Source organism: Paenibacillus algorifonticola (assembly GCF_050481745.1).
GTDB lineage: Bacteria > Bacillota > Bacilli > Paenibacillales > Paenibacillaceae > Pristimantibacillus > Pristimantibacillus algorifonticola_A.
On sequence record NZ_JBCNGR010000008.1, the window covers coordinates 439,422 to 455,172 of the forward strand.

11 protein-coding genes are annotated in these 15,751 nt (G+C 47.9%); 6 read left to right on the forward strand and 5 right to left on the reverse strand.

From position 1 onward, the window contains the following. Nucleotides 1–44 precede the first annotated feature (44 nt). The 3 genes from ABEW34_RS09540 to ABEW34_RS09550 are packed head-to-tail and all read left to right on the forward strand — an operon-like array spanning nucleotide 45 to nucleotide 3,762. A complete protein-coding gene (locus tag ABEW34_RS09540) occupies nucleotides 45–1,544 on the forward strand; it encodes a spore germination protein (protein ID WP_430157516.1) in 1,500 nt (499 codons plus the stop codon). Then, nucleotides 1,541–2,644, forward strand: a complete 1,104-nt coding sequence (locus tag ABEW34_RS09545) for a GerAB/ArcD/ProY family transporter (RefSeq protein WP_430157518.1) — start codon at nucleotides 1,541–1,543, stop codon at nucleotides 2,642–2,644. Before ABEW34_RS09540 ends, ABEW34_RS09545 begins: the two co-directional genes overlap by 4 nt. Further along, nucleotides 2,641–3,762 (forward strand): Ger(x)C family spore germination protein, encoded by a 1,122-nt coding sequence (locus ABEW34_RS09550; RefSeq protein WP_430157521.1) that lies wholly within the window; start codon nucleotides 2,641–2,643, stop codon nucleotides 3,760–3,762. Before ABEW34_RS09545 ends, ABEW34_RS09550 begins: the two co-directional genes overlap by 4 nt. 76 nt (nucleotides 3,763–3,838) lie before the next feature. Here ABEW34_RS09550 and ABEW34_RS09555 read toward each other — a convergent pair whose 3' ends face one another. Together ABEW34_RS09555 and ABEW34_RS09560 are read right to left on the reverse strand one after the other, a co-directional pair. After that, nucleotides 3,839–4,540 (reverse strand): metal-dependent hydrolase, encoded by a 702-nt coding sequence (locus ABEW34_RS09555; protein WP_430157524.1) that lies wholly within the window; start codon nucleotides 4,538–4,540, stop codon nucleotides 3,839–3,841. A 212-nt stretch (nucleotides 4,541–4,752) separates the two neighbouring features. Further along, complete coding sequence (locus tag ABEW34_RS09560; RefSeq protein ID WP_257790756.1) at nucleotides 4,753–4,878, reverse strand: hypothetical protein; 126 nt, start codon at nucleotides 4,876–4,878, stop codon at nucleotides 4,753–4,755. A gap of 233 nt (nucleotides 4,879–5,111) precedes the next feature. Here ABEW34_RS09560 and ABEW34_RS09565 point away from each other — a divergent pair, with 233 nt between their 5' ends. Both ABEW34_RS09565 and ABEW34_RS09570 read left to right on the forward strand, forming a co-directional pair. Next, nucleotides 5,112–6,125: an ABC transporter substrate-binding protein gene (locus ABEW34_RS09565; protein ID WP_430157527.1), complete on the forward strand. Its 1,014-nt coding sequence runs from the start codon at nucleotides 5,112–5,114 to the stop codon at nucleotides 6,123–6,125. 184 nt (nucleotides 6,126–6,309) lie between these two features. Next, entirely contained in the window at nucleotides 6,310–7,923 is a 1,614-nt protein-coding gene (locus ABEW34_RS09570) for a helix-turn-helix domain-containing protein (protein WP_430157530.1), read from the forward strand. 67 nt (nucleotides 7,924–7,990) lie between these two features. On the opposite strand, the gene ABEW34_RS09575 is transcribed toward ABEW34_RS09570, so the two are convergent. After that, entirely contained in the window at nucleotides 7,991–9,094 is a 1,104-nt protein-coding gene (locus ABEW34_RS09575; RefSeq protein ID WP_430157533.1) for an MBL fold metallo-hydrolase, read from the reverse strand. A 254-nt stretch (nucleotides 9,095–9,348) separates the two neighbouring features. On the opposite strand from ABEW34_RS09575, the gene ABEW34_RS09580 reads away from it, so the two are divergent. Next, complete coding sequence (locus ABEW34_RS09580; RefSeq protein WP_430157536.1) at nucleotides 9,349–9,645, forward strand: hypothetical protein; 297 nt, start codon at nucleotides 9,349–9,351, stop codon at nucleotides 9,643–9,645. A gap of 87 nt (nucleotides 9,646–9,732) precedes the next feature. Here the strand turns inward: ABEW34_RS09580 and ABEW34_RS09585 are convergent, their stop codons facing one another. Both ABEW34_RS09585 and ABEW34_RS09590 read right to left on the reverse strand, forming a co-directional pair. After that, the gene (locus ABEW34_RS09585; protein ID WP_430157539.1) at nucleotides 9,733–13,413 is read right to left on the reverse strand and encodes an amino acid adenylation domain-containing protein; all 3,681 of its coding nucleotides are present in this window, start codon (nucleotides 13,411–13,413) and stop codon (nucleotides 9,733–9,735) included. An 81-nt stretch (nucleotides 13,414–13,494) separates the two neighbouring features. Further along, nucleotides 13,495–15,249, reverse strand: a complete 1,755-nt coding sequence (locus ABEW34_RS09590; protein ID WP_430157542.1) for a methyl-accepting chemotaxis protein — start codon at nucleotides 15,247–15,249, stop codon at nucleotides 13,495–13,497. Nucleotides 15,250–15,751: the final 502 nt, after the last annotated feature.

A 15,751-nucleotide genomic window follows, 5' to 3' on the forward strand; every position in this document is an offset into this window, starting at 1 on the left:
AATACCAGAACCTAAGCGAATCAACAGGGAGGATGTCTGCCGCTATGCCTGATAACTATACAGAGCAAAACAAACCGCATAGCGATTGCATCAGCACCGATTTACAGGAAAATATAGAAAAAATCCAGCGGCTTTTCGCCGATACCCCCGATATGGTTATCCGCCACCTCACCATTAAACAATCAGCCAAGCAGGCTTTGCTCATCTATATCGACGGGTTGAATGACAAAGCAGCCATTAATGACGATGTACTGCGCCCCCTTCAGCAGGAAATGACCGTCGGCAGTCAGGAAATTGCTGTCACGATTGGCCATTTGGAGCATTCGTACGATTGGGAGCATGTGGAGCTGGCGCTTTTTCAAGGAAACAGCCTTTTGTTTATCGATGGCAGTGAGCACGCCTATTCCCTTGATACGAAGGGGTGGCCGCAGCGCAGCATTGAAGATCCTCAGCTCGAATCGTCATTGAAAGGCGCGCATCAAGGTTTTCTGGAAACAGGTGATTTGAACATCGCCCTTATTCGCCGTTATATCCCCCACCGGGGACTTAAAATTAAACGGCTCACGGTAGGTCAGCGAGGGAAAACAACCGTTTCGATTTTGTACATTGAGGATATTGCAAACGAGAAGTATATTTCTAAGCTGGAACAACGGATTCAGCAAATTAATGTCGATGCCGTCATTAATACGGGTGAGCTGTGTGAATTTATTGAGGATAATCCTTTCTCGCTGTTCCCGCAGTTGATTACAACTGAGCGCCCGGACACAGCGGCCTCCCAATTGCTGCAAGGACGCTGCGCCGTTGTCGTCGACCGTTCTCCGAACGTGCTGATTGCACCTGTAACCTTTCTGTCCTTTTTTCAAAATATTGACGATTACAGCTCACGCTGGACGATAGCGACGTTTCTTCGTCTATTGCGCCTGTTTGCGTTTTTTATGGCAGCGTTTCTCCCAGCCTTCTATATTTCCGTCGTATCCTATCACTTTGAAATTATTCCGCTCAAGCTGCTGCTAACGCTCGGCGAATCAAGGGGACAGGTTCCTTTCCCTCCGTTTGTTGAAGCGATTCTCATGGAAATTACGCTGGAGCTGCTGCGGGAGGCGGGTATCCGGCTGCCTGCGCCCGTCGGGCAAACCGTAGGCATTGTCGGTGGTATCGTCATTGGACAAGCGGTTGTTCAAGCCGGGCTCATAAGCAACGTTATGGTTATTGTTGTCGCCTTTACGGCGATCTCGTCCTTCATTTTGCCTAACTATGACATGGTAGCGGCGGTGCGGTTGATCCGCTTTATTTTAATGATTTTGGCATCGATGTTTGGATTCGTTGGTCTTGTCATTGGTTTCATGACGATGATTGGGCATATTCTTGCGCTAAAATCGCTCGGCACCGCCTATGGCAGCCCTATTGGTCCTGTCCGGCTGGCGGATTTGAAGGATACGATTATCCGGATCCCTCTCTGGCTTATGGATAAACGTCCGCTCAGCACAGCTCCCAAACAGTCAGTAAGACAACGTCAAAGTCGGATACAGGAGGACACGGAATGAAAAGCTACGTTGGAAAGCAAATTACGCTTTTCCAGTTCATTGCCATCATTTCCGGCAGTCAGGTAAGCGTAGCGGTGCTTAGCCTGCCCAGACGTTTGGCTGAAACGGCAGGTACCGATGGCTGGATTTCCATTATTATTGGTTGGGCAGTTAGCCTGATCGCTGGCCTTTCCATTGTAGCCGTCATGAAATATTATCCTGAAGGCACCTTATTCGATCTATTGTCGGAATATATGGGACGCTGGGCCGGAGTATTGGCCGCTTTGCTGTTTGTGCTTTATTTTTTTTACCTGATGTATGATGGGCTTGTACGCACAATTCTCGTCACGAAAACGTGGCTGCTGCCGAATACGATGTCGTCCACACTTATGCTGCTTATGCTTATTCCAGCCTATTCCATTGTTCGGCATGGCATCCGCAACGTGGCGAGATATGCTGAGCTTGTTATTTGGATATCGCTTTGGATTCCCTTTGTATACTTGTTCACGCTTAGACATGCACATTGGCTGTATTTGCTGCCCATCTTCAAGGATGGCTGGATGCCTGTACTATCTGCCGTGAAGTCAACGATATATCCAATGCTGGGCATGGTCGAAATTTTCGTGCTGTATCCGCATCTAAAATATAAGCAATATGCAGCAAAAGGTATTGTAATCGCCAATTCTTTTACATCGCTGCTGTATCTGTTCGTTACGATTATTTGCTACGTATATTTCAGTCCGGAGGAAAGCCGATTCTACAATGATCCTGTTATTAGCGTGCTGAAGTCTATTGAGTTTAAATTTATAGAACGCATTGAGGTTACGTTTATTGCTTTCTATTTGTTTATCTTCTCGCTCATTTGGATTCCTACGCTGTATTTGGTATCCTATTGCATCTCCTGGATATTCAAGCGGGAAAGCAGCGCGCTCCCCCTTCACATACTCATCATTTTGCTTGTCGTTGGGACCTATTTTTATTTTCCCACTTACAATGTCAGCACCTATATGGCAAGCCAATTGACGTGGGTCGGACTTGCAATGGAGTATATTTTCCCAATTTGCCTGCTTGGCTATTTATGGCTAAGCAAGCTTTGGAGAAAAGAAAGGAGCAGCCCATGAGCCGTACCATCACCAGGCTGGCCATCATTGCTGTATTGTCGCTCATCCTTTCCAGCTGCGGTGATCAGCTTAATTTGGAAAATGCCACTATACCGCTTCTACTCGGGATGGACCTCGATAAAAATGATAAATTCCATTTTTATTTGACCACCCCAGTGTTCAGTAAAAATATTAAAAAGAAAAGCAGCGAAATGATCGGTGTCGCTAAAACACTGCGGCAGTCCAGATCCGAGCAGGATGCCCAATCAGCAGGCTCCACCCAAGGCCGCAATTACCAAATTATTCTGATAGGCAAGCGAATGCTGGAGCATGAGGGCTGGTTTCCAATGCTTGACGTCATTTACCGGGACGCTCGAAACACGATTACAGACCGGGTCGTTGTCGTTGATGGCTCCGTTCCAGAGATGCTGTATTTGAATCCGCCGGATCAGCCGATGCTGCCTATTTTGCTCCGCGGCATGGTGGATACTACCAGTTCCCATTCGGAAACGGTCAGTACGACGGCGCATGAGCTTCACCGGCAGTTTTTTGACAAGGGAGTCACCCCCTATGTTTCGCAGGTCAAAATCATTGGCGGCAAAGTACGAATTCAGGGAACAGCACTCCTATCGAAAACGGGCATATATAAGGGGCTCCTCAATGCCCAGGAAACAGTGCTAATGAGTATTTTACAGAAAAATGCATTGCCGGGCTTCAGTCTCTCCTACCAGCTGCCTGAAGAGCCGAAAAAAACGCCGTTTGCCACGAATACGGTCAGCTTCTCAACGGGGAAGGTCAAAACCAAAATTAAAACCGGCTTTAAAAACAACCGCTTCAAATTTGATATAAAAGTAAGCTTGGTTGTAGGCCTATCCGAGCATCTGTTTCCCTTCGATGTGTATCATGACAGCAAGCAGCTGGAGAATATGATTTCCCAGCAGGTAACCTCCCATTTCAATGCGCTTATCACCAAGTTTCAAAAGCTCGAAATTGATCCCATCGGGCTAGGCGTATACGCGAGAGCACACGAATACAAAGCGTTCAAAAAAGTTGAGGATGATTGGGCAAAAGTGCTGTCGCAGGCCGATATTACCGTGACAGCCAAAGTCAAAATCGCCGCAATGGGACCCATAAAATAAGATAAGCAGGCTATCCTTGACGGATGGCCTGCTTGCCTTGTTTATTAACGGTATAACGCTTCGTTCAAATGCTGGCTTATGTCTGCTTAATAATGTCGAGCTTGTCACCCGGTGCCATTACTTTGCCATTAAGGCCGCGTGCTTCCAGCTCCTGCACGAAGCTTTCGGCATCCTGCCTGATTGGCTCAAATGTATTATAGTGAACAGGAATAACGAGCTTAGCCCGGTACCATTCCGCTGCCTGAAGCGCTTCCTGCGGTCCCATTGTAAAATGGTCGCCGATAGGGATAAAGGCAACATCAATAACCTCTTGATCGCCGATAAGCTTCATATCGCTGAATAGCGCGGTGTCGCCGGCATGAAGGATTGTCAGCCCTTCGGAGCGAAGAACATAACCCGAAGCAAGACCGCCATATGTAATCGTCTGCTTTTCTTCGTCAATAATGCCTGATGTATGAATAGCTGGTACCATTTTGGCCTGCGCAAAGCCTAAATCGACGGTGCCTCCGATATTCATCGGTATCGTCTGTACACCTTTCCATGACATATACGCCGCTAGTTCAAAATTAGCTACAACAGGAGCATCATTTGCTTTAGCTATTGGCGCCGCATCCAAAATATGATCTTGATGAGCGTGTGTCAGAAGGACAGCATTCACTTTAATATCCTCAGGTTTCGTAACCGCCTGCCCATTTCCACTTATGAACGGATCAATAATCAGCGACTTGTCCCCTGTAATGAGCTGCACAGCAGAATGTCCATGATAAATAATTTGCATTGCTTCCTGCACTCCTTTAACGATAAGTTTGCTTGAAGTCCTCGTTTCCATATTACGCTCCTGCCTGCCGAGTTGCAACCTGTCGCGCTCAGCTCAGCCTTGAATACGCGCGGGGGCAAGCAAAAGGCGGCCAAACGATAATAACCGTTTGCCGCCCGCCAGGCTTGATGAAGTAGCTTTATAATGAAAAAAGTTTATTTTTGGCTGTTATCCTAGCTTAGTCCTTCAAGAATCCGATCCTGAATGATCGAGTCATCCTCAACAATCGTTGCTCCAGCCTTCATAATATAAATAATGCCTCCAAAAAAACAAGCCGTAAGAATCAAAAAACACAACATCGCTCACACCCCCTTGAACTATTTTCCTCTACCCTTATTATAGGAGAGTATTGAGGGCAGTGGAGCAGGAGAATTTAACAGGATGGTGAACATCTGCTGCTGTCTTCACATGAATTTGTACAAACGAAAATAAGCTTTGAATTTTATCCATTGTACAACTGGACTTAATCCATTATGCTAATCATCGATAATGATTATCAATATCCTTAAGACAACACAGGAGGAGAAACACAATGAAACAAGCAGGACGCATTATTTCCTTACTTACTACTGTCGCATTAATGGGGGCATTATTGTTGGCATGCGGAAGCAACACGGAGCAGTCAGCTGCTGAACAGGCAAGCACCGCTCCTGCTACAGAAGTGAGCAGCTCACCAGCTGCCGAAAGCCCGGCGGCTTCAGCGGAAGCTGAAACCGGAACGCGTTTATTCAAAGACTGGACAGGCCATGAGGTTGAAGTTCCGGTTACGCCTCAGCGCGTTATTTACCATGGCGAGACGACAGGCGATTTGCTCGCGCTTGGCGTTACACCTATCGGGGTGATGAAAAACACAGAAGGGTCCGTCTATGAGGAGCAAATTAAAGATGCGGAAGATGTTGGCTTTCCTATCAGCGTCGAAAAGTCATTGTCGCTTTCTCCTGATTTGATCATTTTCGGCAATTCGGATGACGCCCAATATGAGGCGCTTGCCAAAGTCGCACCAACCATTACCTTTGATACGTTTGCTCCGCTTGAGGACCGCATGCGCATTTTGGGCGACCTGCTTAATAAGAAGCAGGAAGCCGAGGATTGGATTGCCCAATATACAGCGAAAACAAAAGAAATGTGGGCTATGCTGCACGAGAACGGCTTGAAAGAAGGAGAAACCGCTTCCATCTTCACGATGTATCCAGGCAACCGCCTGTTCATTATGGCTAATGCTGGACTTCCACAAGCGGTTTACAACGAGGACGGCTTCAAGCCGACTCCTTTAATCCAGGAAATTATTGACGCTGGCGAAGGCTTCCGGGAAATCTCTTCGGAAATTTTGCCTGAAGCCGCCGGCGATCGAATTTTCATTTTGAACCCTGTACCTGAGGATGCCAAGAAAGATACGGAAGAATTGCTGAAAAGCACAATTTGGAAAAACCTCCCTGCTGTAAAAGAAGGAAAAGTATACTACTTTGACATTCAGAAAGCTTCCAGCGACGCAGCTTCCCGCGACTGGCTGATTGACGCGCTGCCAGCAGAAATTTTGAAAAAATAACGTTTAATGCACAAGCTTCGTTACAAATAATAAACGATACAGGTTGAGTTACAGGGCATGATTTAGCCCTGACTCGGCCTGTTTTCTTTTTCGTCCATTCGCTTCCCCTCCATTCTATGGCATAATGAAAGGAAACAAAGCAATCCTATTGCTAATGAACTTAAAAGTAAGGAGTCCCGCTCGCATGACTGCCCATGAAACCCCGTCCGTTCCGCTTCACCACCTTATGCTTAAGCTTGTCAGCATGAAACGGTTAACGAAGTCTGCGGACATTACTTTCGCCGAGCAAACCGTCGAGAGCCATACGCTGCTCATCATTGTCGACAGTGAAGGCACCCTTTATTTGAACAATCGCTATATCCGTTTTGAAGCGTTCAGCGCATTCCAATTGGCCCCCGGGGATTGCTACCAATTTGATGGCCAGACGAATGAAACGATGGACTATTATTGCCTCGTTTATTCGGTCGTTCGCCTCGACTATGTTCAGCCCTCGTATTATCAGCATTCGCTATTTCCTGGCAAGCATGAGCTGCGCCTTTACCCGCTTGCTCCATACGCTAAGCTGCTGGAAGCGATACAGGCAGATGGCAAAGCGCTGCAAGGCATCGAAGCCTATAAGCAAAATCTCGCTTTCCAAAAGCTGATGGGCATGCTGCTGGAGCAGCATCTTCCAGCAAGCCAAGGGAATCGCCAGCTATATTCATTAGAAGATACGGTTCACTATATTCAGCTTCATTATAAGAGTCCGCTTACGGTCAAGCAGCTCGCAGCGCTGACGAACATGCCCCAGTGGCAATACAGCTCCTTATTTAAAGCGCTCACTGGCAAAAAACCGCTCGATTATTTAGTATCGCTGCGCATAGACCATGCGAAGGAATGGCTCGCGAACTCCCATGCCTCGCTGCGTGAAATTGCCGAATGGTGCGGCTTCGCCGACGAATATTATTTCAGCCGCCGCTTCCGGCAAATGACCGGCGGTTCGCCAAGGCAGTATGCCCTTTCCATGCGGCAGCGCGTTCAGGTCAAAGACTGGATGGGACATCAAGTGATCATTCCAGCAGAGCCGCAGCGCATCCTGTATTATGGCGAGACATTGGGTGACCTGCATGTACTCGGATTTCAAACGGTAGGAGGAGCGGATTATTCCGTTTCCCCGGTGTTCAATAAAGAACAAGCAGCGGAGCAGGAGCCTGATTTGATTATTTTAGCGAGCGGTGACGAGCAGATTTATGAGCAGGCGGCGGACATTGCCCCGACGCTTGCCTTTGACTCCTGGGGAACGCTGGAGGAGCGTTTGCTTATGCTGGGCGACTGGCTAGGCAAGAAACAGGAGGCGTTACGCTGGCTTGCTAGACATGAGCGGCGGACAGAACAGATGTGGCAGCAGCTAGGCAGCCATATAAGAGAAGGCGAGACCGCTTCCGTATTCATTTTTGAACGGGGAAATCGGCTGTTTATAATGGCAGGCAGCGGGCTGGCATCCACGCTCTATCATCCGCTTGGCTTTGCCCCAATCAGCGAAGTGAAAATGCTCATTGCCGCTCAGCGAGCTTATAAGGAAATTACAGTCGGCTCCCTGCCCCAATATGCCGGAGATCGCCTGTTTATGATCATGCCCGACACAGAGGATTCTCGGCAAGCGATGGAATCGCTTATAAGCAGTCCACTCTGGCAGCAGCTTCCGGCTGTGCAAAAGGGCCATGCTCACGTAGTCGACAATAGCTGGAACTACGGCGATGCGAAAACAGCAAACAAGCTGCTTGGCATGCTGCCCAAATTACTGCAAAAACCGTCCTGAAGCCGCAGCCTCTGGACGGTTTTTTAGATTTTTAATTGAATTTATAGTTAGATTTTCAATTAGCCTCTCACTGCGCAGTTTTCCACCAAATGGAGGATGGAAGCCGGCCAGCTCCAACGGCTACCGGTTCGCCAATGATTGGCGTTGCAACTTGCACATTCAGCTGCTTGGCCGCTTGCGTCACGCGCTCTACTGGATCATTCCAGTCGTGGAAACTGAGTGTAAAAGCTCCCCAATGAATCGGAAGCAGCGTTTTTCCTTTTACATCGACATGGGCCTGCACCGTTTCCTCCGGCATCATATGAATCGACGCCCAGCGCGGATCATATTGTCCGCATTCCATCAGGGTCAGGTCAAACGGACCGTATTTCTCGCCAATTTCTTTGAAATGCGCGCCATAACCGCTATCTCCGCTAAAATAAATGTTAGCTGCGCGTCCTGTAATTACCCAGGAGCACCACAACGTAGAATCCCGGTTGTTGAGGTTGCGTCCTGAAAAATGCTGCGCTGGAGCGGCCGTGAGCCGAATGCCTTCAAACTCCAGCTCCTCCCACCAGTCATGCTCGGTTATGATCGATTTCTCCACTCCCCACCGCTCCAAATGGCTGCCTACGCCGAGCGGAACGATAAAGCGGCGGACTTTGTTTTTAAGCTTGAGAATCGAATCATAGTCCAGATGGTCATAATGATCATGGGATAACACAACAGCGTCAATTTGTGGCAGCTCGGCAATTTCAAATGGCAATTTGCCACTATAACGTTTGTTTCCGAAAAAAGGGAACGGTGATGGCGCTTGGCCAAACATCGGATCGAGTAATATATGTTTTCCATCCAGCTCCAGCAGCATAGCCGAATGTCCAAACCAAGTGACTCGCGCTTGCTCGCCCTTATCGTCCCCGCCAAATTGCAGCTGCTGCAGCGGCAGCTTAGCCTGCGGCTTGCGATTTGGGTTTGTTTTCATATAATCGCGCAGCATGGAAAATAGATTGCTTGCGCTGTTGTCCATGGCCGGCGCACTCAAATTTTTAAACTTGCCGTCCTTGTAATGGGGCAAACGTGAGAATGCCGCAAGCTGCTCCTTCGTTAATACGCCTCCAAGCGCAGGATAGAACTTTAAAACAAGCATTACCGCAAGCAGCAGTACAGCAAGCACAATAATAGCAGTCAGCATGGCGATTACTCCTTTAAATTATGGTTAATGAAAAATAAACTCCTTATAAACGAACGATCATTTATTAAAATAAAACCTTCGAAAACTTAAATCAAGCTCCTTCGCTAATAATAAATGATCATTCAGTTATTGTCAATATAGATGCGACTGCCTCCTGTTAGCTTCGTCTAAAAGATTGTAACATTTTTCACAGCTTCACTGCGCCTAATGGATTATAATAGAAGCGAGCCCGGAAGAATAAGGAGGAAGCCCATATGTCTATCCAACATACCGTTCATTTCAAAATCATTCGCCCCCATGAAACGAAGATGCTGCACGGGTTGATTTTTCTGGAAGAGAACCAGCACCCCACTGTAGAAGATTATGCCAAATGCCTTAAATTGTGCGGCCACGATGTGGTCATTCACGATGCCGATAAGTTTATTTTCAAAGCAGAATCTGACGGCCAATCCTATTTAATTGATGTTCTAGAGGATTTCGAGAAGCGTGTGCGCGATCTAGACGCTGAAAACCTTAGCAGAAGCTTCCAGAAGCCAAACCCTAGCTTTTAATCCACTCCACTGCTTATTAGTAAAAAAACGCCAAGCTCCAGTCCTTCGCAGGTCTGATGCTTGGCGTTTTGCTTATCATTTTGCTTACTATCTGACCGGGCGGCGCTCGCTCGCTTGCGGAAAGTAGCCAATCGACGTTGCATACGCAAGCATATTTCCGATTAGCTGCTCATTAGGCGCTGCGCATGTAATGCCCGAATGCTGCAAAGCAGCGCTTGTTCGCTCGCAGCTGTAGCGATAGGCAGAATCCTTCGCCCCATCGCCTTCCAATTGCGCGATCGCAAGCTGCACACCCTCCTGATTTTTCGGGATGGCTTTATCAAGCAGCCACTTCGTATAGGCGGCTGGGCTTGACGTCTCTATGGCGTAGCCATTGCTGCGCAGCATGTCCATCAACGATCCGTAAGGCAGTGGCTCCGGGTTGCAAATATGGTAGACACCTCCTGCCGTTTCCGGCTGCAATGCCAGACTGACAATCGACTGGCCCGCATAATCAATGGGCGTAATATCGATGTCCCAAGTAACCTCTGGCGCTTGTCCAAGCAGCAGCATCGATTTGAGCATACGGTAAAATGCATTGCTGTCAATGTTGCGCTGGAAGCTTCCGCTTACCGAGTGGCAGGACAAATTGCCTGCCCGGTAAATGCTGACGGGAACGCCCTGCTCAGCAGCAGCATACAGCAGCTTCTCTGCTTCCATCTTGCTATTCGTATACAAGCTCTCGACACGCAGCTCTGGGGCAAGCTCTCCAGCGGCTACAACGGCTTCCCATTGCCCGCTTAAAGCCAAGTCCTCTGGAATGCCAAGCGTAGAAATATGGTGGAAGCGAACCGTTTGGCGGCAAACTGCGGCTAGCTCCAGCAAATACGCCGTCCCATTCACATTCGTACGGGCAAACTGTCCCTCTTCGCCAAAGTGCCTCACATCCGCTGCACTGTGCATAATTGCATCCAGACTGCTCATTAACTGCTGATACTGCTGCTCCTCAAGCCCGAGCCGCGGCATTTCCAAATTGCCTTCTACTGCTATAACGCGCCCTTCCATTAATGGAATAGCTGCATCACCAAAATAATACGCAAGATGGCTCCGAAGTCTCGTTTCACCCGGCTCTGTTCCTGGCCGTACGAGGCAATAAACGGTCGCGTCGCTTTGCATAAGCAATTCATAAAGCAAATAACCGCCTAGATATCCAGTAGCTCCAGTTAACAGCACGGCCTTCGTCCGCTGCTCAAAGCTGACAGACGGTTCAGACTTATAACGCATAGCTGGCAGCTCTTCCAGTGGCATAGCTGGCCCAACATGGCGGGCCGTCTCCTGCTGCTCTGGCGCTTCGGCAGCAAGCTGCTCGATGCGAGCGGCAATCGCTTCGATCGTTCTATATTGAAATAAATCATTAATTTTCAATTCCGGGTAATACGGCTTGAGACTGGCCAAAATATGAATAATTCCGAGCGAGTCGCCGCCAATCGTAAAGAAATCATCATGAATGCCGATATGAACGAGGCTGAGTGCCTCGGCCCATGCGCCCGCAATCATTCGTTGGATGCCATTTTGAGGGGCAACGTAGTCGACGCTGATCTGCTCCTCTTGGTAGGAATAGCTGTGCAGCCTTTTCCGGTCGATTTTTCCGGTTGGAGAAATCGGCATTTCGTCCAGTTGGACGATCCATTTCGGTACAAAATACGAGGGCAGCTTATCGCTCAGCTCTTGCTTAATGGTAACGGTAGTGAGCGGCTTACCGTCCTTTGAAGTAAAGAAGCCTACGAGCATATTTTGCTCCTGTGCATCTTTTTTGCAGATGACTGCTACGTTTTGCACATTGGTGATTTTCGAAAAGCTGTCTTCGATTTCCCCAATCTCAATGCGATGTCCGCGAATTTTAATTTGCGAATCCCGGCGTCCCACGTATTCAATTGTGCCGTCCGGCAGCAGCTTCGCAATATCGCCTGACTTATAAATTTGACCGTCGCCAAATGGATTGGCGACAAAGGCGTCCGCCGTTTTCTCCGGCTGATTTAAATACCCTTTCGCCAGGCCGATCGTCTCAATCAGCACCTCGCCGTGTACATGCACAGGGCATAGCTGGTTCAGCTCGTTGACGATATACACTTTGTAGTTTTGGATCGGCTTGCCGATTGGTACGTTTGTCAAATCATCGGAAATATAACCGCTGATTTTATGAGTTGTTGTACACACCGTGCATTCCGTTGGGCCATATACATTGACAATAGCAATATTGTCCTGGAACTTCCGCTGGAACGCCCGAACCTGCTCGCCATAAAGCGCCTCTCCTGCTACAGTGATCAGCTTTACGCCTGCAAGCTTTTTGTAGCCCTCATCCGACAAATAGGCCGAAAGCTGGTTAAAAAAGACGGTAGGCAAAATCGTAATAATCGTCGTTTTCGTCCGTTCGATCGCTGAAGCAAATTCCTCTACAGACACGCGTTCCTCTGGAGACAATAAATACAAATGCGCACCATAGAACAGCGCTCCAATCGTATCCCATACCGATGCATCAAAGCTGTAGGTGGCGAACTGCGTCAGTATATCCTCATGCCCAATTTCACAATCCTGCCGCACCGTGTCGCCGAGATTGACGACTCCTTCATGCGCGATGAGAGCTCCCTTCGGCCTTCCCGTAGAGCCAGATGTATAAATAATATAGGCCAAATCATCCGGTGCTACCTGAGCGTTCGGGTTCGAAGCCTCTATCCTGTCATAAGCGATATGCTCCACTACGATAATTTCCTTCAACTGCTCAAGTCCTTCGGATTGATGCTGCGCCTGCTCTTTGTATATCGCTTTGGTCAGTACAAACACCGACCGGGTATCTTGCAAAATGTAGCGATTGCGCTCCTCTGGATGCTCGGGATCGAGCGGCACATAGGCGGCTCCCGCCTTCAAAATGCCAAGCAGGCTGACAATGAGCTCCAAGCTCCGCTCCATGTAAATGGTAACGAAATCGCCTTTGCTCACGCCTTTGCTGATCAACAGGTTCGCCATTTGGTTCGCCTGCTCATTGAGCTCACGGTAGGTAAGCTCCCCGTGTATAGATGATACTGCCGTTCTCTCTCCATGCTGCGCTGCAGCAAGCTCAATCATGCCATGAATCGTCTGCTTGCGGTCATAAGCGACAGCTGTCGCATTCATTTTCTCATAGACGAGCTGGTCCTCGGCGGTTAATAGATCAATGGCTGCCACATGAGCGGCCAGATCAGTTAAAGCTGCTGTGAACAGCGTCTTATAATAAGCGGCATAGCGGTCGACGGTTGCTTTCTCCAGCAACGATCGGTCATATTGCATGCTGAGCTGCCACTTTCCACTGCGTTTCAGAAGTTGAAGGCTGATAATTTCCGAAGTAGGCTGTACCGTGTGTCGATGCGAGAAGCGAGTGTCATAATGGGCTTGTTCCGAGGTTGATCCGTCATTTACAGCTTGCACTAACGAGGTTTTTAGGCTATCAAATGTAGGCGTTTCTTCGATCTGGACTAACCATGGCTTATCGTTACCCTGGCTATTCTGCACACCGATGAGCAGCTGCTTCTCGCTTGAAAGTCGGTATAAGAGCGCTGCATACGCCGCAGCGGCCTCTGCTTCTAAATCCTTTTCTTCTCTCGTTTCTATCAGTTGGCTTACCTGTTCGCCCAGCGCGTAATCTTCCGTTGCATAAGAATACGTGCGGTTATGACGCGAAAAATCTAGTGGAATTAATAAGACAAATTCGCTGGAAGCAATCTGGTTAGTTGTAGTGTGTTTATTTTCCGTCATAATTGTAAAACCTCCTGTGGGGGATTTGCCCCGCAGCTGCCACACAGCCGCAGGGCTCCCTTTATGATAGTTATACCGGGATTAAGAAGTACGGACCTGGAAATGGTTGATGAGCTCCTGCAGCTCTTCCGACATTTGTGTCAATTGTGTCGATGATTCCACAATGGCTTTCATCGATTCTTTTTGCTCGGCAATCGATTTGGAAATTTTCGCACTGTTTGCTGCTGTAATGCCTGCCGAAGTCGACAGATTTTCAGCCGTAGCCGTCAATTCTTCCGTACCTGCAGAAATCTGCTCTGTGGAGCTTGATACTTCTTGAATTTGCAGCGTTACACTGCGAGTAGCTGTCAAAATATCGTCCAGAAGCGAACCCGTCTCGCTGGAAATTTGTAAGCCTGTACGAACTTGGCCCGTCCCCAAATTCAGGGCATTTACAGCCGTTGTAATTTCTTGCTGGATTTCCTTGATCAATCCGGAAATTTGAGTTGCCGAGCTATTGGACTGCTCAGCCAGCTTGCGAACCTCCCCTGCTACAACTGCAAAGCCTTTGCCATGCTCGCCGACTCTTGCTGCCTCAATCGCTGCATTAAGCGCCAGAAGATTCGTCTGCGTCGCAACGCCCATAATGAGCGAAACGATATTTTCAATTTCCTGCGAGCGGCTGGCAAGGGATTGAATCGCACTTGATGACTCCACCACAAACTTCTCAATCTGCTCCATTTGCTCAACAACCTGGCCGACTACTTTATTGCCTTCCTTCGATTTGTGCTCCATATCGCCAGCTTCTTCTGCTACGCTCGACGAGCTGTGGGCAATGTTCTGAATAACGGTCGACATCTCGTTCATCGCTTTGGCAGCTTCGCCGGAGGACAACTCCTGGTTGGCGATTTCAACGTTGATTTCGCGCATGTTCTCGGTAATTTCTTCTACCGTTTTGCTGTTATTTTCGGAAAACTCATACAAGGATTTAGCAGAATCGGTTACCGCATTCGACGTTAGACGCACTTTGACCATCATGTCGTTGATTCGGCCAATCATAATGTTGAATTTGTGATTGACGACACCGAGATCGTCCACGCCAGATTTCAGCTCGATATTTAAGTTGCCGGCACTTACTTCCTCAATGCCTTTAATAAGCTCTTTAATCGGCTTCATGGTCATTCGTGAAATAAAGAACTGAAGCAAGAAAATGAGCACAAGGAAAATAAGCATGATCGAAATGCCGCTGATCAGCAGCGTGTGCAGACCGTTAGGCACCGCGCTCGCATCTACATCCGCCGCGAAGAAAGCGAATACGTTGCCACCGCTGTCTTTGATTGGATAAAGAATCGTCGTCCAAATGCCGAAATCATCGGTGTAAAAGCTGGTGAAGGTAGGCACTCCTGTATTCAGCATTTCCACTATAGCGGTCGACATCGCCGCTGGCTGCTCATACATCGTGCCCACACCCATATTTTCGCTGGAGAAAGCTTCTACCAGATTCGTAGGCATAGCAATAATTGACGTTTGATTGCCATTCGTCAGCTCAGTTCCGAATACATAAGCCTGTGCGATATTCGGGTTATATTTATGTATCAGATCCAGCGTTTCTTTCAATTCCAATTGGGTGGCACCTTCGTAGCTTTTCTCAGTGATCGCTTGCTGGATTTTCGCAGGTTCCATTTCCTGTGCCCATTCCTGTGTAATGGCGCTAATTTGTCCTCGAAGCTGCTTAATCAAAATATCCTTTTGAATGATGTAACTTGATGCAATTAAGATCGATCCAATTAATACGATGTTAAAGAAGGCAAGCAGCAAATTTTTAGAGAAAAAGGACATTCGTTTTATGAACTGCATTCTGTCAACGCTCCTATGTGTGTGATGTAATGCTACGCAAAAAATGATTGGGACGGTTCGTTCACGGCTCAGTCATCCGGCTGTTGCAGTTGGCTGCATTCTATTTGTTTCCCACCCGTGACTGCGACTAAAGTTCTATTACTGAAACTTGCTAAGTTCCCATTCGAACCTTTGCCTTATACCGGTTTATTTATTAGAGAATTCTAAACATTAACCACTCCCTCTCTTTTATCTATATATCTATATATGATCTGCCGAAAGTTTCCCCTCAATCAAACACAATACATTAATCAACAGATACTAATAATACTATCGACCTATTCATTACGAATAGTAATAGATTTTGCTAAATTGTTATTTATCTTATGTAAAAATTTATACAACAGCTCCATCGAAAACAAGCGAACGACAGGAAATCCCTGTGTCCGCTTGCTCTCAAACCGAGTATAACAGCCTGCTTCAACTACTATATCACCTGCCTGACCATACCACTGTAATTTCG

Coding starts and splice junctions, on each gene's coding strand:
- ABEW34_RS09540 (WP_430157516.1), top strand. CDS start 45: ATGCCTGATAACTATACAGAGCAAAACAAACCGCATAGCGATTGCATC.
- ABEW34_RS09545 (WP_430157518.1), top strand. CDS start 1,541: ATGAAAAGCTACGTTGGAAAGCAAATTACGCTTTTCCAGTTCATTGCC.
- ABEW34_RS09550 (WP_430157521.1), top strand. CDS start 2,641: ATGAGCCGTACCATCACCAGGCTGGCCATCATTGCTGTATTGTCGCTC.
- ABEW34_RS09555 (WP_430157524.1), bottom strand. CDS start 4,540: ATGCAAATTATTTATCATGGACATTCTGCTGTGCAGCTCATTACAGGG.
- ABEW34_RS09560 (WP_257790756.1), bottom strand. CDS start 4,878: ATGTTGTGTTTTTTGATTCTTACGGCTTGTTTTTTTGGAGGCATTATT.
- ABEW34_RS09565 (WP_430157527.1), top strand. CDS start 5,112: ATGAAACAAGCAGGACGCATTATTTCCTTACTTACTACTGTCGCATTA.
- ABEW34_RS09570 (WP_430157530.1), top strand. CDS start 6,310: ATGACTGCCCATGAAACCCCGTCCGTTCCGCTTCACCACCTTATGCTT.
- ABEW34_RS09575 (WP_430157533.1), bottom strand. CDS start 9,094: ATGCTGACTGCTATTATTGTGCTTGCTGTACTGCTGCTTGCGGTAATG.
- ABEW34_RS09580 (WP_430157536.1), top strand. CDS start 9,349: ATGTCTATCCAACATACCGTTCATTTCAAAATCATTCGCCCCCATGAA.
- ABEW34_RS09585 (WP_430157539.1), bottom strand. CDS start 13,413: ATGACGGAAAATAAACACACTACAACTAACCAGATTGCTTCCAGCGAA.
- ABEW34_RS09590 (WP_430157542.1), bottom strand. CDS start 15,249: ATGCAGTTCATAAAACGAATGTCCTTTTTCTCTAAAAATTTGCTGCTT.